Below are 25129 nucleotides of genomic sequence, written 5' to 3'. Positions count from 1 at the left end.
AGCCGGAGGCTATCGCACGCACGTAATGGAATGGAAGGGCACCACCTGCTCCTTGTGGTTGTCCCCCGCCGAGACGTAGCAGCGCAGATAGCCCTTGCCCACGCTCATGGGCGCATAGCCGGTGATGGTGGTGCCGCCGATGACCTGGATGACGATGGCCTGACCGTCCTTGGCGCTCACCAGATCCATGATGGCTTCGCGGAAGTCGTTTTCCTTGTTCTGGCACCGCATGGGATTTGCTCCTCCTGCTCAGGGCGCATTCTGCAACCTGCGGCCGTTCGGCTCGTTGGCCCAAATATCTCGTTGACCCAAGTATAACGCCGGAACGGTCCAAAAAGACACGCTCCAGCATGGGCCGGGAGGGTGCGATTTGCTTTGCGATGCAGCAAAAAGCGGATGCTCATTCCGCAGGGGCAATGGCGTGGAAGAACGTGCCCGTCACCTGTCCGCGCCGGCTGCCCGACGGCGGCAGCGCGGTGCCCTGGCTGTCGGCGAGCTCCGCCAGCGGCGCGTCGGAACCCCGGTCGATCACGCTGGCATAATGGAATTCGTGCCCCCGCACCCGCGTGCCCGCCGGGCCGATGGGCGTGTCGCTCAGGAGGCACGCCTCGCGGTAGCCGAGATTCATTTTGCGCTTGGCGAAGCTCGTCTCCAGCGCCAGCAGCCCGGCCATGGCGTGGCGCGCGCCCTGTGCATCGACGATGCCCTGGCCGAGGGCCATGTAGCCGCCGCACTCCCCATGCACCGGCTTGTGCGCTGCGAAGGCGGTGAGCCCCGCCTTGAAGCGCTGGGCATTGGCGAGCGCCCCGCCATGCAGCTCGGGATAGCCGCCGGGCAGCCAGCAGATGTCGGCGGAAGGATCGGGCGCCTCGTCTGCCAGCGGCGAGAAGGGGAGGATCTCCGCCCCCGCCGCCCGCCATTCCGCAAGCAGATGGGCATAGACGAAGGTGAAGGCGGCATCCTGCGCCAGAGCGATCCGCTGCCCCGGCGGCGGCAGGGCGCGTGCCGGGTGCGCGGCCACCGGCCGCACGGGGGCCGCGAGCCCCAGAATGGCGTCGAGGTCGAGATGGGCCTCCGCCATGGCGGCCAGCGCATCGAGCCGCGCGTCGAGATCGGGATGCTCGCCCGCCTGCACGAGGCCGAGATGGCGCTCCGGCAGCGCGAGGCTGGTATCGCGCGGAATGGCGCCGACGACCGGCAGGCCGAGCGGCGCCATGGCCTCGCGCACGAGCCTTATGTGCCGCTCGCTGCCCACCCGGTTGAGAATCACCCCGCCGATGCGCACCTGCGGATCATGCGCCATGAAGCCGCGCGCGACGGCGGCGGCGGTCTGCGACTGGCCGGAGACATCGAGCACCAGCAGCACGGGAATGCCAAGCAGCGCCGCCATGTCCGCCCCGGCGCCGCTGCGGCGGGGCGGGGCGGCAACGCCATCGAACAGGCCCATGGCGCCTTCCACCACGAGGAGGTCGCCATCCGCCCCGGCGAGATCCACCAGATGGGCGAGCAGGCCGGGTGGCATGGCCCAACTGTCGAGATTGAGGCCCGGCCGGCCGGTGGCGGCGGCGTGGAAGGCGGGGTCGATATAGTCCGGACCCGATTTCGCCGCCCGCACGGCAACGCCACGCCGGGCGAGCGCGGCGAGGAGGCCGAGCGTCACCGTGGTCTTGCCGGAGCCCGAGCGCGGGGCGCCGATGAGCAGTCCGTTGAGGCTCATGGCTGGCCCCCGTGACGGCGCGCCGCCTGCGGCCTATGAAGGGCCTCATGAGCACAGGCGGCAAGGAAGACGGGCCTTTCGCGGAGCAGCCGGACGGCGCGCCGGCCCCGAACCTGCGTCGCGGCTGGACGACGGGCACCTGTGCCGCCGGTGCCGCCAAGGCCGCCTTCGCCGCGCTGGTGACGGGCGCTTTCCCCGATCCCGTCGAGGTGGAGCTTCCGAACGGTGCCCGCCCCGCCTTTGCCCTCGCGGTGAGCGCGCTCGAAGGCGACAGCGCCCGCGCGGGCATCGTGAAGGATGCCGGCGATGATCCGGACGTGACCCACGGCGCGCTGGTGAGCGCCACCGTGCGCCGGGGGGCGCCGGGGGCGGGCGTCACCTTCGCGGCGGGGGAAGGGGTCGGCATCGTGACGCGCCCCGGCCTTCCCGTTCCGCCCGGCGAGCCGGCCATCAATCCCGTGCCCCGGCGCATGATTGCGCAGGGCATCGCCGAGGTGGCGGCGGCGGCGGGCGTGCCGGCGGATGTGGCAGTTGAGATTTCCATCGCCGATGGCGCGCGCCTCGCCAAGAAGACGCTCAATCCCCGCCTCGGCATCGTCGGCGGGCTCTCGGTTCTGGGCACCACGGGCGTGGTGATCCCCTTCTCCTGCGCGGCCTGGATCCATTCCATCCATCGCGGCATCGATGTGGCCCGCGCCATGGGGCTCGATCATGTGGCGGGCGCCACCGGCTCGGCCTCCGAGGCGGCGGTGCAGGCGCTCCATCAGCTGCCCGAGACCGCGCTCATCGACATGGGCGATTTCGTCGGCGGCATGCTGAAATATTTGCGCGCCCATCCGGTGCCGCGCGTCACCATCGCCGGCGGCGTCGCCAAGATGACCAAGCTCGCGCAGGGGATGCTCGATCTGCATTCCAAGCGCGGCAGCGCCGATCTCACCGCCCTTGCCTATCTCGCGCGCGAGGCCGGCGCGAGCCTCGATCTCGCCGACCGCATCGGCAGCGCCAATACTGTCGCGCACGCTTTTGACGAGGCCGGGGCCGAAGGCCTGCCGCTGGGCGATCTCGTTGCGGCGCGGGCGTGGGACGCGGCGGCGGGCGTGATCGCGGGCACGGGCATGGAACTGGAGATCGTGGTCTTCGACCGCGAGGGCGCGCTGATGGGGCGGACCGGGTTTCGCGCCGGTTAGGTTTGCGCGTGGGGAGTCGGTGCTGCTCTGGCGGCAACCGTCATACCCCCCTCCCCAACCCTCCCCCGCAAGGGGGGAGGGGGTGGGGTACGCGGGATGGCGGGTGTCTGCATGAGCCTCTTCGCCGGCCAACGGGGCGATGCAGTGAAGAGAGCACGCGCGCTCAGATCCGAGCGGGAAACCCTCCCCCCTTGAGGGGGAGGGCGGGGAGGGGGGTAAGACGCTCTCCGCTTGTGCCCGGTCGGGCGCAAAGCAGGGGCTTTCTCCTCGCAGCCCGGCACTCACTCCGCCATCCCCCGGAAGCGGCGGACGTAATCCACATTGTAGAGGGCGCTCTCGCGGAAATCGGCGGGGGCGAGGGCGGGGCCGACGAGGATGAGCGCCGTGCGGGCGATGGGATCGTCCGCCACCTGCGCGGCGATGGTGGCGAGCGTGCCGCGCAGGATGCGCTCGTCCGGCCAACTCGCCTTCACCACCACCGCCACCGGGCACTCCGCCCCATAGAAGGGGGTGAGCTCCGCCACCACGCGGTCCAGCGCATGGATGGCGAGGTGGATGGCGAGCGTCGCGCCGCTCTCGGCAAAGGTGGCGAGCTTTTCGCGCTCCGGCATGGCGGAGGCGCGGCCGGAGACGCGGGTCAGCACCACGCTTTGCGCCACTTCCGGCACGGTGAGTTCCGCCCGCAGCGCCGCCGCCGCCGCCGCGAAGGCGGGCACGCCGGGCGTCAGCGTATAGGGGATGCCCCTCCGCTCCAGCCGGCGCACCTGCTCGGCGACCGCGCTATAGACCGAGAGGTCGCCCGAATGCAGTCGTGCCACGTCCTGTCCGGCCGCATGGGCCGCCACATATTCTTGCTCGATCCGGTCGAGATCGAGGGGCGCGGTGTCCACGATGCGCGCGCCGGGCGGACAATAGGCCAGCAGGTCCGGCGCCACGATGGAGCCGGCATAGAGGCAGACGGGGCAGCGGGCGATGAGATCGCGCCCGCGCACGGTGATGAGGTCGGCGGCGCCGGGGCCGGCGCCGATGAAATGCACGGTCATGGGAAACGGGAACTCATGGCAGCGCGCCGCTGCGGGCGAGCGCGCAGGTGACCGAGCCGAGCGCGAGGCGCGGGCCCAGCAGATGGGCATTGAGGCCGCAGGCGGCAAGCGCCGCCGTCTCGGCGGCGGAGGGAATGCGCAGCAGGGCCACCACCCGTTCGGAATGGGTCTGGGTGCGCTCGGCCATGGCTTCCAGCTGGCCCTGCGGGATCAGCACCAGCGGCAGGCCCAGCAGGGCCGCCGCCTCGGCGATGCCCGCCTCGCCACCCTTCACGGCCGGTGTGGCGATGACCTTGAGATCCTCGCGCGACAGGTGCACCCGCTCCAGCGCTGCGTCGATGGCGGCGAGCACGTCCTGTGCGGTCACGCCCCGCTTGCTGCCGATACCCGCCGCGATCATGCGGACGCTCCCGCCTTGACGACGCTCCACTGCGTGACCGGCATCGCCGGGCGCCAGCCGGTCATGCCCTTCACCGGCACGGCGCGGGACACGGACAGCCGCGCGAGGCTGCCGCCGAGGCGGGCGTAATGCTCCAGAAGCACGGCTTCGGTCTCCAGCGTGACGGCATTGGCGACAAGGCGCCCGCCCGGCTTCAATGCTGCGAGGGCTCCGGCGAGGACACCCGGCTCGGACCCGCCGCCGCCGATGAACACGACATCGGGCTGCGGCAGGCCCGCATAAGCCTGCGGCGCGATGCCCGTGACGACGGCAAGGTGCGGCACCCCCAGATTGCCCGCATTGGCCCGGATGCGCTCGGCGCGGGTTTCGTCCTGCTCGATGGCGGTGGCCGACAGGGAGGGGTGCGTCAGCAGCCATTCGATGGCGACGGAGCCCGCGCCCCCGCCCACGTCCCACAGATGCTCGCCCGCGCGCGGCGCGAGGGCGGACAAGGTGACGGCGCGGATCTCGCGCTTGGTGAGCTGGCCGTCATGCTCGAACAGCTCGTCCGGCAGGCCGCAGGTGAGCGGCAGGGCCTGCGGGGCTGTGTCCGCCGGGACTTCCAGGGCGAGGATGTTCAGCGGATCGACATCCGCGAGATCGAAGCCGGCGGCCGTCGCCGTGCGCATCCGCGCGCGCGGGCCGCCGAGGGCTTCCAGCACGGTGAGCCGCGCCGCGCCGAAGCCGAGCGCGGCGAGGAGGCACGCCACCTGCGCGGGACCGTCGCCGTCCGAGGTCAGGGCCAGGATGCGGGCGCCCGGTTGCAGAAAGGGCCGGATGCGGCCGATGGCCTTGCCGTGCAGGGAGACCTGCGCCGTCTCCTGCAAGGGCCAGCCGAGCCGGGCCGCCGCGAGGCTGAAGGCGGAGGGCGCGGGCAGGACCTGCATCTCATCCGCCGGGACGTGCCGGGAGAGTGTGGCGCCGACGCCGTGCAGGAAAGGATCGCCGGAGGCGAGCACGCACACCTTTCGGCCGCGCGCCGCCACCACCTGCGCGATGCCCTCCGAGAACGGGCTGGGCCAGGGGCACGGCGTGCCGCGCACGAGGGCGCCCGCCAGCGCCAGATGCCGGGCACCGCCGAACACCAGCTCTGCGTCGCCGACCAGCGCGCGTGCGGCGGGGGAGAGGCCGTCCGCGCCATCCTCACCGATGCCGACGATGGACAGCCAGGGCCGTGCTGCGGCAGTGTCGCCCGCCATGTCAGGTCCCTCGCTCAGCCAAGCCGCATCCATGCCGCGTCACATCCTCATCCTTGGGGGGACAGGGGAGGCCCGGCGTCTCGCCGCGCGACTCGCAGGCGAGGAGAACCTCCATGCCATTGTGTCGCTTGCGGGCCGCACCGAAAACCCCGCGCAGATGCCTGTCCCCGTCCGCGTGGGCGGCTTCGGCGGCATAGCTGGCCTGCGCGACTATCTTGCCGCCGAGGCTATTTCGGCGGTGGTCGACGCCACCCATCCCTATGCGGCGCAGATGTCGCGCCATGCGGCCGCCGCCTGCGCGGCCTTGGGCGTGCCGCTTCTGGCCCTGCGCCGCCAGCCGTGGAAGCCGGTGGATGGTGACCGCTGGCGGGAGGTGGAGGGCGTTGCTGGCGCCCTCGCGGCACTGGGTGAGACACCGCGCCGCGTCTTCCTCGCGCTCGGCCGCAACGAGGTGCGCGCCTTCGAGGCCGCGCCCCGGCACAGCTATCTGGTACGCAGCGTCGATGCCGTCGAGCCGCCCCTGGCCGTGCCCAACGCCAACTATGTGGTGGCACGCGGCCCCTTCACGGCTGAAGGCGATCTGGACCTGCTGCGCGATCATGGCATCGAGATCATCGTCGCCAAAAACAGCGGCGGCCCCGCCACCTACGGCAAGATGGAGGCGGCCCGCGCGCTGGGCCTCGAGGTGATCCTGCTGCGCCGGCCGGACGTGCCCGATGTGCCGGCGGTGGAGACGGTGGAAGAGGTGGCGCACTGGCTCGAAAGGACGAACGCGCCCGACACCCAGAGCCGGACCCGCGCACACAGAAGCGCGCTTTAATGCCCCGGCATGGTCAGCACGAGCGGGCCGTTGCGGGTGGCGACCACCGTGTGCTCGTACTGGACCGTGAGGGCGCGAGGTTCGCTATAGAGCGTCCACGGATCGTCCTCGACATTTTCGGCGAGGGTCGCGCCGAGCGACAGGAAGGGCTCCACCGTGAACACCAGCCCTTCCGTGATGATCCGGCGATCGGAGGCATCCGGCCAGGTGGCGATTTCGGTGGGCTCCTCGTGCAGCGAGAGGCCGACGCCGTGGCTCGCGAGATTGCGCACCAGCGTATAGCCGTTCTTCTTGGCAAAGGCGCCCACAGCCTGACCGATGCCCGCCAGCAGGCGGCCCGGCGCCACCTGCCGCAGGCCCGCCCACATGGCGCGGCGTCCGTCGCGGCAGAGCTTCTCCACCGCCCGCGTCACCGGTGGCACGGCGAAGGAGGCGCCGGTGTCGGCGAAATAGCCGTTCTTGTGCGCCGAAACGTCAATGTTCACGAGATCGCCGGGCCGGATGACGCGGTCGCCGGGAATGCCGTGGGCGACTTCCTCATTGATGCTGATGCAGGTGGCGCCGGGAAAATCATAGACCGTCTCGGGCGCCGACTGCGCGCCGGCGGCCTCCAGAAAGGCCCGGCCGATCCCGTCCAGCTCGCGGGTGGTGATGCCGGGCTCGATCGCCTTGCTCATCGCCTCCAGCGTCTCGGCGCAGATGCGGCCGATCTCCTGCATTGCCTTCAGCTCGTCGTCATTCGACAGCGTCATGGCCTGTCCTTTCGCATCAGCCCTGCATCATCGCGCCGAGCGCGGCGAATAGACGAGGGGGGACAATCCGGGCCGCTCCACCACCCGCGTCTCGGCCGAGCCGATGATGACGCAGGTGGCCATGTCCGCGACGCCGGCATCAGCCTCCGAGAGCGTGGCAAGGGTGATGCGCTCGTCCGTCCGGCCGGCGGCTCGGCCGAAGATGACGGGCACGGTTCCCGGCAGCACCTCGCGCAGCAGGTCGAAGGCGGAGCCGAGCTGCCAGGGCCGCGCCTTACTGATGGGATTATAAAGCGCGATCACGAAGCCCGCCTGCGCCGCCGCCTTGAGGCGGGCGGTGACGAGCTCCCACGGCTTCAGATTGTCGGAGAGCGAGATGGCGCAGAAATCGTGCCCCAGCGGCGCGCCGATGCGCGCAGCCACCGCCAGCATGGCAGTGACGCCCGGCACGACGGAAAGCTCCACGGTGCGATAGGCGTCCGGCCCCTTTTCCACCGCCTCGCAGACAGCCGCCGCCATGGCGAAGACGCCCGCATCGCCGCCCGACACCATCGCCACCTGCGCGCCGGCCACCGCCCGGTCGAGGGCGGCGCGGGCGCGGTCCAGTTCCTCGCGATTGTCGGAGGCGTGGCGCACCTGCCCCGGCCGTTCCGGCGCGCGGGCGAGATAGGGGCCGTAGCCGAAGAGTTCGTCCGCCGCCTCCAGCGCGGCCACGGCCTCCGGCGTCATCTGCTGGGCGGCACCGGGGCCGAGGCCCACCACGGTGAGCGACCCGCTCACGCGGCGCGCTCCCAGCCGGGCACCAGCACGATGGCGAAATAGGGCGCGCGGTCGTCATTGCGCTCGGCGAGCGGCACCACATAGCTCTCCGCCATGGTGCCCCGCTCCACATAGAGCGCGCGCGGCAGGCGGCCGGCTGCGGCGAGCGCGCGGCGGATCTTCGGCAGGTTGCGGCCCACCTTCATGATGACGGCGGCATCCGCCTCGGCAAGGCGGCGGGCCAGCTCCGGCTCGTCCAGCGTGCCGGGCAGCACCATCAGCACATCATCGCCCTGCGCGATGGGCGCCCCCGCCTGCGACCAGCAGCCGGACATGCCGGTGACGCCGGGAATGACCCGCGTGGGAAAGCGGTGGGCGAGGCGCACATGCAGATGCATGTAGGAGCCATAGAAGAGGGGATCGCCCTCGCTCAGCACCGCCACATTGAGCCCGGCCATGAGGCGCTCGGCGACCCGCGCGGCGGATTCGTCATAGAAGGCGCCGATGGCGAGCTTGTAGGCCTCGTCATGGCGGTGAATCTCGGTCGTCACCGGATAGAGCAGGGGCAGTTCTTCCGCCCCTGGGCGGAAGTGTGCGCCGGCAATGGTGCGGGCGTGGCTGTTGTTGCCCGCCTTGGCGAAGTGGGCGATCACGTCCGCCTGCTCCAGCGCGCGCACGGCCTTGAGCGTCATGAGTTCGGGATCGCCGGGGCCGACGCCGACGCCGATGAGCTGTCCGATGGCGGCGTTCACAGCCCGGCCCTCGCGAGTGCGTTGACGGCGGCGGCGGTGATGGCGCTGCCGCCCAGCCGCCCGCGCACGATGGCGAAGGGCACGCCGCGCGGGTTTTCCGCCAGCGCATCCTTCGATTCCGCCGCGCCCACGAAGCCCACCGGCATGCCGAGGATGGCGGCGGGCTTCGGCGCGCCGGCATCCAGCATCTCGAACAGATGGAACAAGGCGGTGGGCGCATTGCCGATGGCCACCACGGCGCCCTCCATGTGCTCCCGCCAGAGTTCCAGCGCGGCGGCGGATCGGGTGTTGCCGATTTCGGCGGCGAGCGCCGGCACCCGTTCATCGCGCAGGGTGCAGATGACTTCGTTGTTCGCGGGCAGCCGGGCGCGGGTCACGCCATGCGCCACCATCTGCGCATCGCACAGGATGGGCGCGCCGGCCTGAAGCGCCGCGCGGGCCGCCGCCACGAAGCCGGGACCGAACACGAAATCGCGCGCCGCTTCCACAAGGCCGCAGGCATGGATCATGCGCACGGCCACATCCGCCTCCTCGTCCGAGAAGCGGGAAAGGTCGGCCTCGGCGCGGATGATGGCGAAGGAGCGTTCGTAGATGGCCGTGCCGTCGCGCTCATAATCGAGAGGCGAGGGGCTCACGGGGTGGACTCCAGCACGGCGGGTGACAACAGCAACGGCTCCAGCGACGAGGACGGCAGGGCCGCCAGCGTCTCGACCATGCGCGCGCCGGGCGTGTGGGCCGCGTCGAGCGCGCCGGCGAGGCGGGCGAGCGTGGGAAGAAGCGCCTCGGCCGTGATCTGCGGCCGGGTTGCATCCCCCGCTCTGCCCTCTCGCACGAGCGCCACCCGATTGTCCATGGCGTCGGCGGGCAGGCCGACGAGGGTGAGGTTGGCCGGCGCAGGATGCGCGCACCCCTTGCTGCAGGCCGAGATGTGCACCTGGAGCGAGCCGTCCAGCGCCTTGCCAAGCACCTGCGCCACCTCCGCTGCGATGGCGCGGGCGGGAATGTCAGCGGAGGCGCAGGCCGGTGCGCCGGGGCAGGCGGCGACAAAGCGGCGGGGATCATCCGCCAGGACGAGGCAGCCGATCTGCGCCGCCGCCGTGCGGAAGGTGTCCACGTCCTCGGCCGACAGGCCGGTGGCGAGGAGGCCATGGTCGGGCGCCGGCCGCAGGTCGCGTGCGCCCGCCGCTTCTGCGGCTGCGATGAGGGCGTCGAGATCATCCGCGTGCAGCGCGCCGAAGGGCAGGCCGATGCCGCAGGCTGTCGAGCCGTCCGTCAGCGCGAAGAGGCCGATGGGGCTCGTTTCACGCATGGGGCGGGGCGGAGCATCGGTGGCCGGGGGCAGGGCGTCCGCCATACGGGCTGAGGGGCCAAGCGCCGCGAGGCGCTCCAGCAGGCCGCGCACGAGGTCCGGCGCATCGCGCCCCCGCACGCTGCCGAAGGGGAGCGCGCGCGCCGCATCCCCCGCCAGCGAAACGTCCCACATCTTCTCGCCCTTGCCGGGACGGGCCACCAGCCGCACGTCGGTCTTGAAGGCATCGAGGCTCAGCGCCCCGCCGCCATCCACCACCACGGAGACCTTGGCGCCGAGCCGGGGCACGAGGTCCGCCGCCATCTCATGCAGCCGGGCCGCCATCAGCCGGGCATCGACCGCCTCGGTGGCGTCGATGCCGGAAAGGGGCGAGACGTCGACGGGCAGGCCGGTGCGTGGCGTGATGCCGAGCCGGCCCACGGCGGCATTGAGCGGGCCGACGCTGTCCTCGGTCAGACCCCGGATCTGCACGCTGCCCTTGGCCGTGATCTCGATGATGCCATTGCCATACGCGCGGGCGGCGGAGGCCAGCCCGCGCATCTGGGCGAGCGTGAGCCAGCCCTCCGCCGGCACGAGCCGCACGAGGAGGCCGTCGCCGGTGGCCATGGGGGCTGAGAGCGCCGGGCAGATGCCCCGGCGGGAGGGGGGCCTAGGAGATGTCGACATGGTCACCTGCCCTGCCGCCGGGCGGTGCGGCCTGAGGAATGGTCATGAGCCGCGTACGGGGGCCGCGCGGTGGGATGGCTGAAACGCTCCGCAGGGCTATTGCGGGCGACGTCAGGTTGAAATGCGAATGCGCATCCGGCGCCACGCGGCAGAACCCTCCCCCCTTGCGGGGGAGGGCAGGGAGGGGGGTAATGCCCTCTCCGCTGCGAGCCTTTCGTGCTGGAACGCGCCGCGTCAGGGCACCGCGCGGGCCGCCTTCCGGTGAGCGGCCGCATCTGCCCCAGCCGTCATACCCCCCTCCCCAGCCCTCCCCCGCAAGGGGGGAGGGGGCGGGGTGCTTGGGGTGGAGAGGGGCGGCAGGGCGAAAAGCGACCGGGTGCGGCGCCACGCGGGAGAACCCTCCCCCCTTGCGGGGGAGGGCAGGGAGGGGGGTAGAACGCTCTCCGCTGCGGGCGTGTCGGAATGGCGCGCACCGCGTCAGGGCACCGCGCGGGCCGCCTTCCGGTGAGCGGGCGCATCTGCCCCAGCCGTTATACCCCCCTCCCCAACCCTCCCCCGCAAGGGGGGAGGGGGCGGGGTGCGCGGGGGGGAGAGGGCGCGAGGTTGGCGTGCGGTGAGGCGCGGCGAGGGCGTGCTTCATTCCGCCGCCTCCGCTCTCAGCGCGTCGAGGTCGGCGTCGATGTCGTTGCGGCGGGGGTGCCAGAGGCCGCGGCGGCGGGCATCCGCGAAGCGGCGGGCCATGGAGGTGGCGGCGGCGGGGTTCTGCGCCAGAAGGAAGGCGCGCACCTTTTCGTCCCGCAGATAGGCGCCGTGGAGCGCGTCGATGAGCCGGTCGGGCACGCGGCCGGTGGTCTCTGCGAAGGCGATGAGGCGGTCCACCGTCTCCAGAAGCTCGGTGGCGCCGCGCGGGCCGTGGCGCATCTGGCCGGCGATGAACGTTTGCGACACCCGGCCGTGGACGATGCGCGCGAGCGCGGTGGCAAGGTCGCGCGCCTTGGGACGGGCGGGATCGCTGGTGTCCAGCACGATGAGATCCACCGCGCGGCCGAGCTTTTCCGCCGCCGCCGCGAAGCCGCCGATGAAGGCCGAATCCGCGCCGCCATCCAGCAGATCGCGCGCCGGATCATCCGCCCCGTGAAGCAAGCCGTCGGCGGCGGCGACCCGCGCGGCGAAGGCGCCGGGGGCGGGACGGGCGGTGCCGTCCGGCCCGCCATAGGCGTGCGAGGCGTGATCGAGATAGGCGGCGCCGAGATCGGCGCGGTCCGCAAATGCGCCGCGCGCCAGCCGGTCCTCCACGCCCGCGCCATAGGCGCCCGGCGCGGCGCCGAAGATGCGCGGGGCCGTGCCCGAGGCGGCGAGCGGATTGTCGTCACCCTCATCGGTCCGGGTGGCGACCGCGCGGGTGGCGGCGTCGAGCAGCGCCACCTGCGCGGGGAAGATGTCGCGGAACAGGCCGGAGATGCGCCAGGTCACGTCCACGCGCGGGCGCCCCAGCACGGCGGGCGGCAGCACCTCGATGCCGGTGACGCGCCCGGTGGCGCCGTCCCATTGCGGGCGGCAGCCCATGAGCGCCAGCCCCTGCGCGATTTCCTCGCCCCCGGTGCGCAAAGTGGCGCTGCCCCAGAGGTCGATGACGAGCGCGCGGGGGTAATCCCCATGCTCCTGCAGGAAGGCGCGCACCACCTCGTCCGCCGCGAGGCGGCCGAGGTCCATGGCGGTGGGGGTGGGAATGGCGCGGGGGTCGGCGGTCGAGAGATTACGGCCGGTGGGCAGCACGTCACGCCGCCCCCGGCTGGGCGATCCGGCGGGGCCGGCGGGCACATGGCGGCCATCCAGCGCGGTTAGGAGCGCCGTCCGCTCCGCCGCGCCGCTCTCCGCGCGGGTGGCGTCGGCATCGTCCTGACCGAAGATGTGGAGCCCGTCCTTCACGGCGAGGTCCTTCACATCGCACAGCCAGGCATCGATCTGGCGCAGCGCCGCGTCGGGGTCCGCATCCGCCGGCACGCCGGCCATGGCGGAAAGGCCGGTCTCGGCGGCGGTCTCGACGATGAGGCGGGCGAGGCGCTCGCGGCGGCGCCGGTCGAGGCCGTCCGCCTGCGCATATTCATCCACCAGCCGCTCCAGCCGCTGCTCGGCTTCCGAGAGGCCGGCGCTCGCAAGCGGCGGGGGCAGGTGGCCGAGCGTGACGCCGGCGATCCGCCGCTTCGCCTGCGCCGCCTCGCCGGGATTGCTGACGATGAAGGGATAGATGACGGGCAGCGGCCCCAGCAGGGCCTGCGGGAAGCAGGCGGGGGTCAGAGCCACGGTCTTGCCGGGCAGCCACTCCAGCGTGCCATGGGCGCCCATATGGACCAGCGCATGGGTCCCGAAGCGCAGCCGCAGCCAGAGGCCGAAGGCGAGCAGCGCGTGGCGGGGTGGCAAAGCCGGATCGTGATAATCCGCCCGCCGGTCCAGCGACGCGCCCCGCTCCGGCGCCAGGGCCACGAGCGCGTTGCCGAAGCGCGCGGCGCGGAAGACGAAGGCGCCGTCCCGCACGTCCGCATTCGCCTCGGGCGGCCCCCATGCGGCGTGGATTGCGGCCTGCGTCTCGGCGGGCAGGGTGGCGAGGGCGGTGGCGTAGTCGGAAAGGGGGAAGGCCTCGCGCGCGTCCTCCAGCCGGCGCAGCAGGGCTGCGCCATCCGTGGGGGCTTCGGACACCGTGTAGCCCTCGGTGCGGAGCGTCTCGATGAGGCGGCAGGTGCTCTCGGGTACGTCGAGCCCCACCGCATAGCCGGTGCGGCCGGGCACGCCGGGATAATCAGGCATGAGCAGCGCCAGCCGCCGTTCCGCGCGGGGCGTGCGGGCGAGGCGCACCAGCGCGGCCGCCCGATCCGCCGCCTGCGCGATGCCGGCCGCATTGGGCGCATTGCGGGCGGCGGCGAAGGCGAGATCGTCGGCGGGCGGCGTCAGCGATTTGAAGGAGATGGCGCCCGCCAGCACGCGCCCGTCCAGTTCGGGCAGCACCACATGCATGGCGAGGTCCGCCGCCGCGAGGCCCCGCGGGCTCTCCGCCCACGCCTCCTCCGCCGTGGTGGCGGGAATGACCTGAAGCACCGGCGGCCCGCCGGCTGGAAAGAGGTCCTCCGCCTCGCCCGCCGCGAAGGCGGTGGCGGTGAGGATGACATCCGGCCGGGTGTCGCCGATGGCCTGCCGCACGAAGGCGCGGGCGGCGGGGTCCTTCAGGCTGGAGAGAAAGAGCGGGACAGGCGTCACCCCCCGCGCGCACAGCGCCCCCGCCAGCGCATCGATCGGTGCGACATCTCCGGCGAGCCACATGGAACGGTAGAACAGCAGCAGGGCGCGGGGGCGCGCGCCGTGTTGGGGCGAGGGCGCGTCGGCTGAGAGAGACAGGGCGTTGTTTAGGTTGGACGGCGTTCTACCCCCCTCCCCAGCCCTCCCCCACAAGGGGGGAGGGGGCAGGGTGCGCGGGGTGGAGAGGGCGTCCTCTGACGCGGCGGCAAGATCCCCAGCGCTCGAAACGCCGGCGTCAGGGAAAGAGGCCGCGTTCTGCGCGCGGGCAGGTGTAGCAGCGCCCGGCATGTCGGCGGCGGCCTCTCCCATTTCACCCTCTCCCGCTTGCGGGGGAGGGCAGGGAGGGGGCGACGCGCGCAGCGCGGCGGTGGGTGCGAGGCTTGCGGGCGGTGTGTCGTCCGAGGGTGTGATGCCCCCTCCCCAACCCTCCCCCGCAAGCGGGAGAGGGGGCGCGTTGCGCGGGGTGGTTGGGACGGGCAGGTTGGCGTGTGCGTCATCCGCCGGCGCCCGCAGCACGCTTGCCAGATCCACGGCCCCGACGCCGGGCCTGTAGAAGGCGGCGGGGGGCACGGGCGTGGGCGCGGTGGGCTCGGGCAGGGCGTGGCCGGCGATGCGGGCGAGGCGCGTGAGCACGCCGGCCATGTTGGCGGGGCCACCCTGGCGGAAGCCGGCGAGTATCGCTGCCAGCTCGGCCGCATCAATGGTGGAAAGGGCGGCGAGGCGTGGGTCGTCCTGATCCTCGCCCGGCAGCAGGGCCAGGGCGATGTTCTTGCCCCTAGCCAGTTCCGCGAGGCGTTCGGCGCCGTACCGCCACCAGTCGAGCCCACCCAGCAGGCGCACGAGGATGACCTTGGCGTGCCGGGCCGTGCGGTCGATCCACAGGTCCACCGACATGGGATGGCGCAGGTCCTTCAGCCGCGCGAGGCGCAGCGAGGGCAATCGCGCGCGGTCCTGCCGCCAGGCGGCGGCAAGGGCCAGAAGGTCGCTGTCGGTGAAGGACAGCGCCACCACCTCGGCCGGAGGCAGGCGGAGATCCACGGGCTCCGCGAGGTCCTCGATGCTGGCCGATGTGGTGGCGAGGATGTGCATGGATCAGCCGAGCAGCGCCCGCTCCACCGCCGCGCGGTCGAAGCCCTTGAGGCCAATCACCACGAGGGCGCCGCGCCGGGCTTCCTCCGCCTTCCAAGGACGGTCGAAATGGTGCGACACGCGCGGGCCGACGCCCTGCACCAGCAGGCGCAGGGGCTTGCCGGCCACCGCCGCAAAGCCCTTCACGCGCAGCACGTCGGGGGCTTCGGCGGCGGCGGTGACGCGGGCGGCGAGCGCCGCCGGATCGGTGATCTCAGGGATCGCCACGACGAAGCTGTCGAAATCGTCGTGGTCGTGATCGAGCTCGTCATCGTGATGGGTCTTGCGGTTCTCGATCTCGTTCTCGACCGCAAGGCCGAGGCCGAGCATCACGCCCGGGTCCACCTTGCCGCCGGCCGCGCGCACCACGCTCACCGCACGGGGGAGGGCGGCGGAGACACGCGCGCCAGCCGTCTCGGCGGCGGTGGCGTCCAGCAGGTCGGATTTGGAGATGATGACGAGATCGGCGCAGGCGATCTGGTCCTGGAACACCTCTTCCACCGGGTCGTCATGGTCGAGGCTGTCGTCGGCGGCGCGCTGGGCGTCGAGGGCGTCCATGTCATGGGCGACGCGGCCTTCCGCCAGCGCCGGGCCATCCACCACCGCCACCACGCCGTCCACCGTCACCCGGCTCTTGATGGCCGGCCACTGGAAGGCCTGCACGAGGGGCTTGGGCAGCGCGAGGCCGGAGGTCTCAATGAGGATGTGGTCCACCTCGCGGGCGAGGATCTGGTCCAGCGCGGGCACGAAGTCGTCCGCCACCGTGCAGCACAGGCAGCCGTTGGAGAGCTCGACGATATTGTCCTCCGGGCAGGCCTCGATGCCGCAGCCTTTGAGGATTTCGCCGTCAATGCCCACATCGCCGAACTCGTTGACGATGACGGCCAGCTTCCGGCCGCCGGCATTCTCCAGCAGGTGGCGGATGAGCGTGGTCTTTCCGGCACCGAGGAAGCCGGTGACGATGGTGCAGGGAACGCGGATGAGCGAGGTCATGAAAGCTCCGGAAACATGAGGTCAGGCGGCGGGCGGCGCCAGCGGCGGGATGCGGGCCACCATGCCGCGCTTCAGCGCGTCGGGCCGGCCCCGCCACGGCAGCAGGCCGTCGGTGGAGGTGAGGAAGAGGCGGGCCCCGGCGAGAAGATCATCCGCCGCTTCGGCGGAGAGGTCGCCGAAGACATAGGACCAGCCGTCGCGATGGGTGAGGGCGGCGCTCAGCGCGCGTTTGCAGTTGGCGAGGCACTTCACCTCGCGCACCACGATGTCGGTCTCGCCTGCGGCGCGCACCTGCGCCAGCAGGTCGGCCCCGGCGGGCGCGGCATCGGCCGGCGCATCGGGCAGGCGGCAGGTGGAACAGACGTAGAGGGTCACGGCCGGCGGTCCGGAGCCGGCGGCCCGTTCGGGCATGACAGTATCGTGCTGCTGCAAGGCACGGGGTCCATGGGTGCAGCTGGCCCGCGAGGGCCTTTTAAAGGGCGCATGGCCAGGGCACCCCGCCCGGCGCGTTCCTCATCAATGGCAGGTCTCCTGGCTTGCGGGTCACGGTCCTGTGCCGCCTTCCCGGCGCCGGATGTCTCCTGGCGTCCAGTGGCTCGTGGCACCGACTCACCGCCTACAGTTGCGGGGGCAGCTGCGGTTGACGGACCTTGGCGCCTGAAGGCGCCGGCCCGCTTCGCATTCCCTTTTCACCCGGCAGAGCAGAACGCCGCCCGACCGGGACCATCGATGGGGCCACTAAAGGGCCGGGGGGCGGGGAAGTCAAATGGGGGAGGCCGGTGCCGAGGCTCTCACGTTGTTTCAAACCCAGCGGGTTGTCTTGGCCGGGACAAGCCCGGCCACGACGGCCCGAAGAGGGAGATGTTGCTATAGGGCGATCAAGGAGGTGCCTTCAGCCTCCCTGCCCCTCACCCCCGCGCCCGCTCCACGATGGCGAGGGCCGCCGCGAAGCTCTCCTCGATGCCGAGGTGTGAGGTGTCGAGCAGCACCGCATCGCTTGCCATCACCAGCGGGGCGGCGGCGCGGTTGCTGTCGCGTTCGTCACGCTTGTGAATGTCGGCGAGCACCGCTTCATAGGAGGCGAGGGGATCGCGGGCGGCGAGTTCCTTGAAGCGCCGCTCTGCGCGAACCTCGGGCGAGGCGGTGACGAAGAGCTTCACCGTGGCATCGGGGCAGATGACGGAGCCGATGTCGCGCCCGTCCAGCACCGCGCCTTCCGGCCGGGCGGCGAAGCGCCGCTGGAGGTCGACGAGGGCCGCGCGCACGCCGGGCCGGGCGGCGACCACGGAGGCCGCCTCCCCAATGGCGCCGGTGCGCAGGCTTTCGGGATCGAGCGTCGTCACATCGAGCGTGCGGGCTGCTTCCACGGAGGCGGCCTCGTCGTCGAGCTTGCCCGCAGCGAGGCAGGCGGCGCCGACGGCGCGATAGAGCAGGCCGGTGTCGAGATGGGCGAGGCCCAGATGCCCGGCGATGCGCTTGCCCAGCGTGCCCTTGCCGGAGGCTGCGGGGCCATCGATGGCGATGATCATGGCCGCCCCATCACGCGATGATGGCGCCGAGGCCGGCTATCATGGGCATGAAGGTGGGGAAGGAGGTGGCGATGAAGCTCACGTCATCCACCTTCACCCCGGCGCGGGAAGCGAGGCCCAGCACCAGGAAGGACATGGCGATGCGATGGTCCATGTGGGTGGCCACCGGGCCACCGCCCTCCACGTCCGCCGCGCCGGTGACGATGAGGTCGTCGCCCTCGATGCGGTGGGTGACGCCGCAGGCGGCAAGCCCGTCCGCCACGGCCGCGAGGCGGTCGCTTTCCTTCACGCGCAGTTCCGCAAGGCCCTGCATCCGCGTCTCGCCCTCGGCAAAGGCAGCGGCGACGGCGAGGATGGGATATTCGTCGATCATGGCCGGCGCACGCTCCGGCGGCACCGCCACGCCCTTCAGCTTCGAATAGCGCACCCGCAGGTCCGCCACCGTCTCGCCGCCCTCGGTGCGCTCGGCCAGCGTCTCGATGCTGGCGCCCATTTCCTTGAGCGTGGTGATGAGGCCGGTGCGCAGCGGGTTCATCATCACGTCGGTGATGACGATGTCGGAGCCGGGCACGATCACCGCCGCCACCAGCGGGAAGGCGGCGGAGGAGGGGTCGGAGGGCACGTCCACGGGCGCGGCCTTCAGCTCCGGGCGGCCCTTCAGCGTGATGCGACGGCCGTGCGCGCCGTGCGGTTCGACCGAAACGTCGGCGCCGAAATGGGCGAGCATGCGCTCGGTGTGGTCGCGGGTGGCCTCGCGCTCGACCACTACCGTCTCGCCGGAGGCTGCAAGGCCAGCCAGCAGCACGGCGGACTTCACCTGCGCGGAGGGGACCGGCGTTTCATAGGTGAAGGCCTTGAGGTCGGTGACGCCTTCAAGGCGCATGGGCAGGCGGCCGCCCTCGGCTTCCTCCACCAGCTTCACGCCCATGGCGGCCAGCGGATCCAGCACGCGCTTCATCGGGCGCTTGCGCAGGCTGGCGTCGCCGTCGAACGTCGCTTGGATGGGATTGCCGGCCACCGCGCCCATCATGAGGCGCACGCCGGTGCCGGAATTGCCGAAATCGAGCGGCGCAGCCGGCGCCTTGAAGTTTCCGACGCCCACGCCTTCCACCCGCCACTGGCCGGGCCCCGTGCGCTCCACCGTGGCGCCCAGCGCGGCGCAGGCCTTGGCGGTGTTCAGCACGTCCTCGCCTTCGAGCAGGCCGGTGACCCGCGTCTCGCCACGGGCGAGGGCGCCGAAGATGAGGGCGCGGTGGGACACCGACTTGTCACCGGGCACGCGCACCTTGCCGGAGAGGCCGGGAGAGGGCAGGCCCGTCGCGGGCTTCGGGTCGGACCCGTGGCCGTGCGCGGAAAGGGACGGGGAGCTCTCGACCTGGGACATGGGGGCCTCATGCGGGCGCCGCTGGCGCGGCTGTTCGTTCATCCGGCGGCCCGTCTAACACAGGCCGGCGGGGGCTGCCACGCGGCCGAATCGGATTTCGCCTTGACAGGGCACGGCCCTTTCGCCAATGGAGCACCCTCCCTGTATATGAGCGCCGAGGATCTTTGCCGTGGCGAAGCCTGAACTCGGAACCAAGCGCGTCGATCCCGTGACCGGCCGCAAGTTCTATGACCTGAACAAGGATCCCATCGTCTCTCCCTTCACCGGCGAGACGTATCCCCGCTCTTACTTCGAGCCGCAGCCGCGCGCCGGCAGCCGCGCCGAATCGCGCGCTGCCGTGGCCGCCGACGATACCGACACCGATGATGTGGCGGACGTCGAGGTCATCAGCCTCGAGGAAGCCGACGAGGAGACCACGGGCGCCAAGGCCATTCCGGCCGCTGACGACGTGGATGTGGACGAAGACATCGACGCCGATGGCGACGACGATACCTTCCTCGAAGAAGATGAAGATGATGGGGATGACGTCTCCGATCTCATCGGAGAGGGCCTCGAGGACGACGAAGAGGCTTGATGTCGTCTGCGGCCTGTGCTTAAAGGCCGCTCTCGCTCGGGACGGGTTCTTGTCCCGGGCACCCGCCGCGGGCCATCCCGGTAAGCCAAGTTCTTGAGATCGATGATCTTTTGATCCTTGGTTTGCAGCCTGCGGCACAGTGGGGCCATAGCTCAGTTGGGAGAGCGCTTGAATGGCATTCAAGAGGTCGGCGGTTCGATTCCGCCTGGCTCCACCAAATCAAACCTGTGGGTTTCCCACAAAAGGTCTTCCGGTAAACATCGGATCGGCCTTATAGGAACCCGGCGCGAGCGAAACGCGCGGCTGTTGTTTCTGCGGATCTTCTCAAAGATCCGCCCGTAAGAACCAAAAGTTCTTGCGGTTCCCGTCCCGGGACTTCCCGGCGGTCTGATCGGTCTTCGGGCCCTGAATGATCGCATCCCGTGGCGCTGTGGGGTCATAGCTCAGTTGGGAGAGCGCTTGAATGGCATTCAAGAGGTCGGCGGTTCGATTCCGCCTGGCTCCACCAAATCTCCAACCTTCCTGAAATTCCGACCGTTCGACAGATGCATCCATTCGGGTAGCAATTTTGCCCGTCGCGGTGCCCGCGCATCCGGCGCCATGTTGCCAGCCGGAGCCGCGCTCCATTACAAGCCGCGCAACCTTCCATTTCCGGAACCGCCGTCCATGACCATCCGCCTGCACCGGGGCGACCTGCCCGACAGCTTCCAGCCCGCCCCGGTGGTTGCCATCGATACCGAGACGCTCGGCCTGAAGCCTCACCGCGACCGCCTCTGCGTGGTTCAGCTCTCGAACGGCGACGGTACGGCCGATGTGGTGCAGATCCCGGCCGGCGCCACGGCGGAGAGCGCGCCCAATCTGGTGCGCATGCTGGCCGATCCCAATGTGGTGAAGCTGTTTCACTTCGGGCGATTCGACATCGCGGTGCTGCTGCACACCTTCGGCGTCACCACCGCTCCGGTGTTCTGCACCAAGATCGCCTCGCGCCTGACCCGCACCTACACCGACCGGCACGGCCTCAAGGATCTGGTGCGCGAGCTGCTCGGCGTCGATCTGTCGAAGCAGCAGCAGAGCTCCGACTGGGCGGCCAGCGAGCTCACCGACGCCCAGCTCGCCTATGCCGCGTCGGACGTGCTGCACTTGCACGCGTGCAAGGAAAAGCTGGAGGCCATGCTGGCCCGCGACGGCCGCACCGCGCTCGCCGCCGAATGCTTCAAGTTCCTGCCGGCGCGCGCCGCGCTTGATCTCGCCGGCTGGCCGGACGAGGACATCTTCGCTCATTCGTGAGCGCAAACGGTGGCCGGGTGCAGGCGCATCCGGAGGCCGCAGCCTTGCGCCGGGCCTGCCGCGGGCCATATGCCCGCAGTGGATGCGAAGCACAAAGTGTGGCATGCATCGCACTTGAGAAAGACTCCACGGTCGCGGGGGCGTGCGCGGCAGAGGGGTGGTCAGACCCACAGGGCGACGGCGGATGCCGGTGTCCCAGAGTGAGCCATGAACAGACACGTGCCGCCAGACGATTTCGAACGCCCGGATGTCGCGAGCTTCGCGGTGCGGGCTGCGCCGGACTTCCGCAAGGCGACGCGCCATAGCGCGCGCGTGCGGCTGGTGAAGCGCGTCCTGCCGGTGCTCATTGTGGTGGCGCTGGTGCTGATGGTCAGCATTCCGCTGCTGCGCAATCTCACCATGACGATGGAGCTGCCGTTCGATCTCGGCCGCCTCAGCCTCTCGGGCACCCGCCTTACCATGGAGGCGCCGAAGCTCTCCGGCTTCACCGACGACAACCGCGCCTACACCATCACCGCCGGTTCGGCGGTGCAGGATGTGACCAAGCCGGACCTCATCGGCCTCACCGATGTCTTCGCCAAGATGGAGCTGGCCAACAAGGGCTGGGCCACGGTGAAGTCGCGCACCGGCTCCCTCGATACCAAGACCCAGTTCATCACGCTCTCGGACGGTGTGGACCTCGCCACCAACAGCGGCTATGCCGGCCAGATGCAGGATGCGGGCGTGGACGTGAAGGCGGGAACCGTCACCACCGACCATCCGGTCGTGCTGACCTATATGGACGGACGGCTCGTTGCGGATAAGCTGCAGATCACCGATCGCGGTGGCCGCGCCTTCTTCGATGGCCACGTCCAGCTCGATTTCCGCCTGTCCAGCCTGCCGAAGAGCGAGCCCGTCCCGCCCGCGCCAAAGCCGATTGTGAAGCAATGACCTTCCTGTCCCTCCGCCTTGCGGCGGCCGCCTGCGTCCTTTCCCTCGCCGTGCCTGCGCTTGCGCAGCAGCCGGCCGCCAACAGCGGCCCACCGAACGCGCTTCAGGGCTTCGCCCGCAACCGCGACGAGCCCATCCGCATCAATTCCGACACGCTGGAAGTGAAGGACAAGGAGAAGCAGGCCACCTTCTCCGGCAAGGTGGTGGTGGTGCAGGGCGACACCACGCTCCACTGCCCGCAGCTTGTCGTCTATTACGACGGCGACGTGGCGGCCGGCGTCCAGGGCGGCGCTCCGTCGGATTCCAGCAAGATCCGCAAGCTCGAAGCCCTCGGCGGTGTCGTGGTTCAGACAAAGGACCAGACGGCGACCGGCGATACGGGCGTGTTCGAGATGAAGACCAACACCGTCACGCTCACCGGAAAGCCGGTGGTGCTCACCCAGGGCCCGAACGTGGTCCGCGGCCAGAAGCTGGTGGTAGACCTCACGACCGGCGTCTCGAAATTCGAGGGCGGGCGCGTGGATATGCTTCTGACTCCTGGCAGCATGAAGCAGCCGGGCGCCCCCGGGCAGCCGGCGCAGCCGAGCCGCTGAGGCCGGCCGGAGGCTGTCGTCCGTTTGTCATCGACAGTCTGCCGAGCCTCATCCCAACTGACTTTGCGTGAATGGGCCGCATGTCGGCCCATTTTTTGCATGTTGCATTGCGCGGCGCCGTGGGAGGCATTACAACCGAGGACAGGGGCTGCAATCCGGAGCCCGGGATGAACGTCCTGTCCATGTTCGGTAGAAACGCCACACGCGAAACATCCAGTCCCGCCGCCACCGCCGGCCGCTATGCGGACGAGGGCGACTGGGAGGGCGACGACCACCAGCCCGCCACTGCGGAGGGCTCGCTGGCCGCCTTCGGCCTCGCCAAGTCCTATGGCGGTCGCAAGGTAGTGCGCGATGTGAGCCTGGACGTGCGCCGCGGCGAGGCCGTCGGCCTCCTTGGCCCGAACGGCGCCGGCAAGACCACCGTCTTCTACATGATCACGGGCCTCGTGAAGGCCGATCAGGGCCGCATCGAGCTCGACGGCCATGACGTGACGCCCATGCCCATGTACCGGCGGGCGCGGCTCGGCATCGGCTATCTGCCGCAGGAAGCCTCGATCTTCCGCGGCTTGTCGGTGGAGGACAATATCGGCGCGGTGCTGGAGATCACCGAGCCGAACAGGAAGCGCCGCGCCGAGGAACTCGACGCGCTGCTCGAGGAATTCAAGATCACCCACGTGCGCAAGTCGCCCTCCATCGCCCTCTCGGGCGGCGAGCGCCGGCGCGTGGAGATCGCGCGCGCGCTGGCGAGCCGCCCGGCCTTCATGCTGCTGGACGAGCCCTTCGCGGGCATCGACCCCATCGCCGTGGGCGACATCCAGGCGCTGGTGCGCCATCTGACCACCCGCGGCATCGGCGTGCTCATCACCGACCATAATGTGCGCGAGACGCTGGGCCTGATCGACCGCGCCTACATCATCCATTCGGGCACCGTCCTCATGGAGGGCGACCCGGAGTCCATCGTCGCGAGCCCCGATGTGCGGCGGCTCTATCTCGGCGAAGAGTTCCGGCTGTGAGCACGGCGCTGCGCCTTCCCGCCTCGGCGAGGGCGCGGCGCGCGAGCGGGGAGGGCTGACGTCATGGCGATGAGCCCAAAGATGGAGTTCCGCCAGAGCCAGTCTCTGGTGATGACGCCGCAGCTGATGCAGGCCATCAAGCTGCTGCAGCTCTCCAATCTCGAACTGGTCGCCTATGTGGAGGCCGAGCTCGAACGCAATCCGCTGCTGGAGCGGGCGAGCGAGCCGGAAAGCCCCGAGCACGATCCGCCGAACCCGCAGGAAGAGGCACCCACCCCGCCTGACAGTGGCGCGCCGGTGTCCGGCGACTGGATGGAAAGCGACATGGGCTCGAGCCGCGAGGCCATCGAGACCCGGCTGGACACCGACCTCGGCAATGTCTTTCCCGATGATGCGCCGGCCGAGCGCATCGGCGCGGGCAGCGGCAGCGGCTCGTCCATCGAATGGGGCTCGGGCGGCGACCGGGGCGAGGACTACAATCCGGAAGCCTTCCTCGCTGCCGAGACGACGCTGGCCGACCATCTGGAAGCCCAGCTCTCCGTGGCGGAGCCCGATCCGGCGCGCCGCCTCATCGGCCTCAACCTCATCGGCCTCATCGACGAGACGGGTTATTTCTCCGGCGACCTCGATGCGGTGGCCGAGCAACTGGGCGCCACCCACGATCAGGTGGCCGACGTGCTGCGCGTCATCCAGAGCTTCGAGCCGTCCGGCGTCGGCGCACGGTCGCTCAGCGAATGCCTGGCCCTGCAATTGCGCGACAAGGATCGCTGCGATCCCGCCATGCAGGCGCTGCTCGACAATCTGGAACTCCTCGCCCGCCACGACCGCAACGCGCTGAAGCGCATCTGCGGGGTGGACGCGGAAGACCTCGCGGACATGATCGGCGAGATCCGCCGCCTCGATCCGAAGCCCGGCCTCGCCTATGGCGGCGGCGTCGTCCACCCGCTGGTGCCGGACGTGTTCGTGCGCGAGGGCTCCGACGGCAGCTGGATCGTGGAACTGAATTCCGAGACGCTGCCGCGCGTGCTGGTGAACCAGACCTATCACGCGACGGTGGCCAAGGCGGCGCGCTCGGCCGAGGAAAAGACCTTCCTCGCCGACTGCCTCCAGAGCGCCTCCTGGCTTACCCGCTCGCTCGACCAGCGGGCTCGCACCATCCTCAAGGTGGCGAGCGAGATCGTGCGCCAGCAGGACGCCTTCCTCGTGCACGGCGTGCGGCACCTGCGCCCCCTGAACCTGCGCACGGTGGCGGATGCCATCGGCATGCACGAATCCACCGTCTCGCGGGTGACCTCGAACAAGTACATCTCCACCCCGCGCGGGGTGCTGGAGATGAAGTTCTTCTTCTCCTCCTCCATCGCTTCCTCGGGTGGTGGCGAGGCCCATGCGGCGGAGGCGGTGCGCCACCGCATCAAGAGCCTCATCGAGGCCGAGAGTGCGGACGACGTGCTGTCCGACGACACGCTGGTGCAGAAGCTGAAGGACGACGGCATCGATATCGCCCGCCGAACGGTCGCGAAATATCGCGAGAGCATGAACATCCCGTCCTCGGTCCAGCGCCGCCGCGAAAAGCAGGCCCTGCGCAGCGACGCCGCCGCCGCCGGCTGAGAGGCGAAGATGACCGATCACGAATGTGAAATCCGGTCCGTGGATGGTAGTTGGGAGGCCGTCGGGGTCGAGGAGGCCTTGGGCTTACCGTCCAGCCTTCTCAAGCGTTGTCCCGAATGTCACGGACGGGTCCGGGTGCATCGGGCCAGCGTGAAC

23 protein-coding genes, 2 tRNA genes and 1 riboswitch are annotated in these 25129 nt (G+C 70.7%); of the genes, 10 read left to right on the top strand and 15 right to left on the bottom strand.

Features of this window, described 5'->3' with window-relative positions; all coding sequences use genetic code 11:
- Nucleotides 1-9: 9 nt before the first annotated feature.
- Complete coding sequence (locus AZC_RS20255; protein WP_012172467.1) at nucleotides 10-231, bottom strand: hypothetical protein; 222 nt, start codon at nucleotides 229-231, stop codon at nucleotides 10-12.
- Nucleotides 232-400: 169 nt separating this feature from the next.
- On the bottom strand, nucleotides 401-1717 hold the full coding sequence (locus AZC_RS20250; protein ID WP_012172466.1) for a cobyrinate a,c-diamide synthase: 1317 nt from the start codon (nucleotides 1715-1717) through the stop codon (nucleotides 401-403).
- Nucleotides 1718-1764: 47 nt separating this feature from the next.
- Between AZC_RS20250 and AZC_RS20245 the strand changes: the two genes are divergently transcribed.
- On the top strand, nucleotides 1765-2904 hold the full coding sequence (locus AZC_RS20245) for a cobalt-precorrin-5B (C(1))-methyltransferase (protein ID WP_081434153.1): 1140 nt from the start codon (nucleotides 1765-1767) through the stop codon (nucleotides 2902-2904).
- 281 nt (nucleotides 2905-3185) lie between these two features.
- Here the strand turns inward: AZC_RS20245 and cobM are convergent, their stop codons facing one another.
- Genes cobM through AZC_RS20230 form a run of 3 tightly spaced genes read right to left on the bottom strand, consistent with a single transcriptional unit; the run spans nucleotide 3186 to nucleotide 5585 of the window.
- A complete protein-coding gene (cobM, locus tag AZC_RS20240) occupies nucleotides 3186-3947 on the bottom strand; it encodes a precorrin-4 C(11)-methyltransferase (RefSeq protein ID WP_012172464.1) in 762 nt (253 codons plus the stop codon).
- Between the two features lie 13 nt (nucleotides 3948-3960).
- The gene (locus AZC_RS20235; RefSeq protein WP_012172463.1) at nucleotides 3961-4347 is read right to left on the bottom strand and encodes a cobalamin biosynthesis protein; all 387 of its coding nucleotides are present in this window, start codon (nucleotides 4345-4347) and stop codon (nucleotides 3961-3963) included.
- The gene (locus tag AZC_RS20230; RefSeq protein WP_012172462.1) at nucleotides 4344-5585 is read right to left on the bottom strand and encodes a bifunctional cobalt-precorrin-7 (C(5))-methyltransferase/cobalt-precorrin-6B (C(15))-methyltransferase; all 1242 of its coding nucleotides are present in this window, start codon (nucleotides 5583-5585) and stop codon (nucleotides 4344-4346) included. Before AZC_RS20230 ends, AZC_RS20235 begins: the two co-directional genes overlap by 4 nt.
- Nucleotides 5586-5616: 31 nt before the next feature.
- Here AZC_RS20230 and AZC_RS20225 point away from each other — a divergent pair, with 31 nt between their 5' ends.
- Complete coding sequence (locus tag AZC_RS20225) at nucleotides 5617-6405, top strand: cobalt-precorrin-6A reductase (RefSeq protein WP_012172461.1); 789 nt, start codon at nucleotides 5617-5619, stop codon at nucleotides 6403-6405.
- Here the strand turns inward: AZC_RS20225 and map are convergent.
- From map to aroA, 10 genes are all read right to left on the bottom strand, one after another.
- Nucleotides 6402-7157, bottom strand: a complete 756-nt coding sequence (map, locus tag AZC_RS20220; protein ID WP_012172460.1) for a type I methionyl aminopeptidase — start codon at nucleotides 7155-7157, stop codon at nucleotides 6402-6404. The two genes, AZC_RS20225 and map, sit on opposite strands and share 4 nt — an antisense overlap.
- A gap of 27 nt (nucleotides 7158-7184) precedes the next feature.
- Nucleotides 7185-7937 carry a precorrin-3B C(17)-methyltransferase gene (locus AZC_RS20215; RefSeq protein ID WP_012172459.1) on the bottom strand — a complete coding sequence of 251 codons (753 nt, stop codon included), beginning with the start codon at nucleotides 7935-7937 and terminating at the stop codon, nucleotides 7185-7187.
- The gene (locus tag AZC_RS20210; protein ID WP_012172458.1) at nucleotides 7934-8668 is read right to left on the bottom strand and encodes a precorrin-2 C(20)-methyltransferase; all 735 of its coding nucleotides are present in this window, start codon (nucleotides 8666-8668) and stop codon (nucleotides 7934-7936) included. The genes AZC_RS20215 and AZC_RS20210 overlap by 4 nt, the downstream gene beginning before the upstream one ends.
- Nucleotides 8665-9303, bottom strand: coding sequence for a precorrin-8X methylmutase (locus AZC_RS20205; protein ID WP_012172457.1), 639 nt, complete (start codon nucleotides 9301-9303; stop codon nucleotides 8665-8667). Before AZC_RS20205 ends, AZC_RS20210 begins: the two co-directional genes overlap by 4 nt.
- Nucleotides 9300-10643 carry a precorrin-3B synthase gene (gene cobG, locus AZC_RS20200; protein WP_081434059.1) on the bottom strand — a complete coding sequence of 448 codons (1344 nt, stop codon included), beginning with the start codon at nucleotides 10641-10643 and terminating at the stop codon, nucleotides 9300-9302. Before cobG ends, AZC_RS20205 begins: the two co-directional genes overlap by 4 nt.
- A gap of 636 nt (nucleotides 10644-11279) precedes the next feature.
- On the bottom strand, nucleotides 11280-15023 hold the full coding sequence (gene cobN, locus AZC_RS20195; RefSeq protein WP_012172455.1) for a cobaltochelatase subunit CobN: 3744 nt from the start codon (nucleotides 15021-15023) through the stop codon (nucleotides 11280-11282).
- A 3-nt stretch (nucleotides 15024-15026) separates the two neighbouring features.
- Nucleotides 15027-16055: a cobalamin biosynthesis protein CobW gene (gene cobW / locus AZC_RS20190; RefSeq protein ID WP_012172454.1), complete on the bottom strand. Its 1029-nt coding sequence runs from the start codon at nucleotides 16053-16055 to the stop codon at nucleotides 15027-15029.
- Nucleotides 16056-16076: 21 nt separating this feature from the next.
- Nucleotides 16077-16466: a DUF1636 family protein gene (locus tag AZC_RS20185; protein ID WP_043879641.1), complete on the bottom strand. Its 390-nt coding sequence runs from the start codon at nucleotides 16464-16466 to the stop codon at nucleotides 16077-16079.
- 92 nt (nucleotides 16467-16558) lie between these two features.
- Nucleotides 16559-16798: riboswitch (cobalamin riboswitch) on the bottom strand.
- A gap of 165 nt (nucleotides 16799-16963) precedes the next feature.
- The gene (cmk, locus tag AZC_RS20180) at nucleotides 16964-17584 is read right to left on the bottom strand and encodes a (d)CMP kinase (RefSeq protein ID WP_012172452.1); all 621 of its coding nucleotides are present in this window, start codon (nucleotides 17582-17584) and stop codon (nucleotides 16964-16966) included.
- A 10-nt stretch (nucleotides 17585-17594) separates the two neighbouring features.
- Nucleotides 17595-18968: a 3-phosphoshikimate 1-carboxyvinyltransferase gene (gene aroA / locus AZC_RS20175; protein WP_081434058.1), complete on the bottom strand. Its 1374-nt coding sequence runs from the start codon at nucleotides 18966-18968 to the stop codon at nucleotides 17595-17597.
- A 169-nt stretch (nucleotides 18969-19137) separates the two neighbouring features.
- On the opposite strand from aroA, the gene AZC_RS20170 reads away from it, so the two are divergent.
- The 8 genes from AZC_RS20170 (at nucleotide 19138) to rpoN (ending at nucleotide 24973) form a co-directional block, all read left to right on the top strand.
- A complete protein-coding gene (locus AZC_RS20170) occupies nucleotides 19138-19542 on the top strand; it encodes a TIGR02300 family protein (protein ID WP_012172450.1) in 405 nt (134 codons plus the stop codon).
- Nucleotides 19543-19683: 141 nt separating this feature from the next.
- A tRNA-Ala gene (locus AZC_RS20165) sits at nucleotides 19684-19759 on the top strand.
- 215 nt (nucleotides 19760-19974) lie between these two features.
- A tRNA-Ala gene (locus AZC_RS20160) sits at nucleotides 19975-20050 on the top strand.
- Nucleotides 20051-20208: 158 nt separating this feature from the next.
- Nucleotides 20209-20829 (top strand): ribonuclease D, encoded by a 621-nt coding sequence (locus AZC_RS20155; protein ID WP_012172449.1) that lies wholly within the window; start codon nucleotides 20209-20211, stop codon nucleotides 20827-20829.
- A gap of 207 nt (nucleotides 20830-21036) precedes the next feature.
- A complete protein-coding gene (lptC, locus tag AZC_RS20150; protein WP_012172448.1) occupies nucleotides 21037-21759 on the top strand; it encodes an LPS export ABC transporter periplasmic protein LptC in 723 nt (240 codons plus the stop codon).
- Nucleotides 21756-22352 (top strand): LptA/OstA family protein, encoded by a 597-nt coding sequence (locus AZC_RS20145; RefSeq protein WP_012172447.1) that lies wholly within the window; start codon nucleotides 21756-21758, stop codon nucleotides 22350-22352. Before lptC ends, AZC_RS20145 begins: the two co-directional genes overlap by 4 nt.
- Before the next feature lie 167 nt (nucleotides 22353-22519).
- Nucleotides 22520-23365, top strand: a complete 846-nt coding sequence (gene lptB / locus AZC_RS20140) for an LPS export ABC transporter ATP-binding protein (RefSeq protein ID WP_012172446.1) — start codon at nucleotides 22520-22522, stop codon at nucleotides 23363-23365.
- Between the two features lie 63 nt (nucleotides 23366-23428).
- Nucleotides 23429-24973, top strand: coding sequence for an RNA polymerase factor sigma-54 (gene rpoN, locus AZC_RS20135; protein ID WP_012172445.1), 1545 nt, complete (start codon nucleotides 23429-23431; stop codon nucleotides 24971-24973).
- The last annotated feature ends 156 nt before the right edge of the window (nucleotides 24974-25129 follow it).

This window comes from Azorhizobium caulinodans ORS 571, assembly GCF_000010525.1.
Classification (GTDB): Bacteria; Pseudomonadota; Alphaproteobacteria; order Rhizobiales; family Xanthobacteraceae; genus Azorhizobium; species Azorhizobium caulinodans.
The sequence above is the reverse complement of the archived record's forward strand: the minus strand, read 5'-3'. Positions and strand labels throughout refer to the sequence as shown.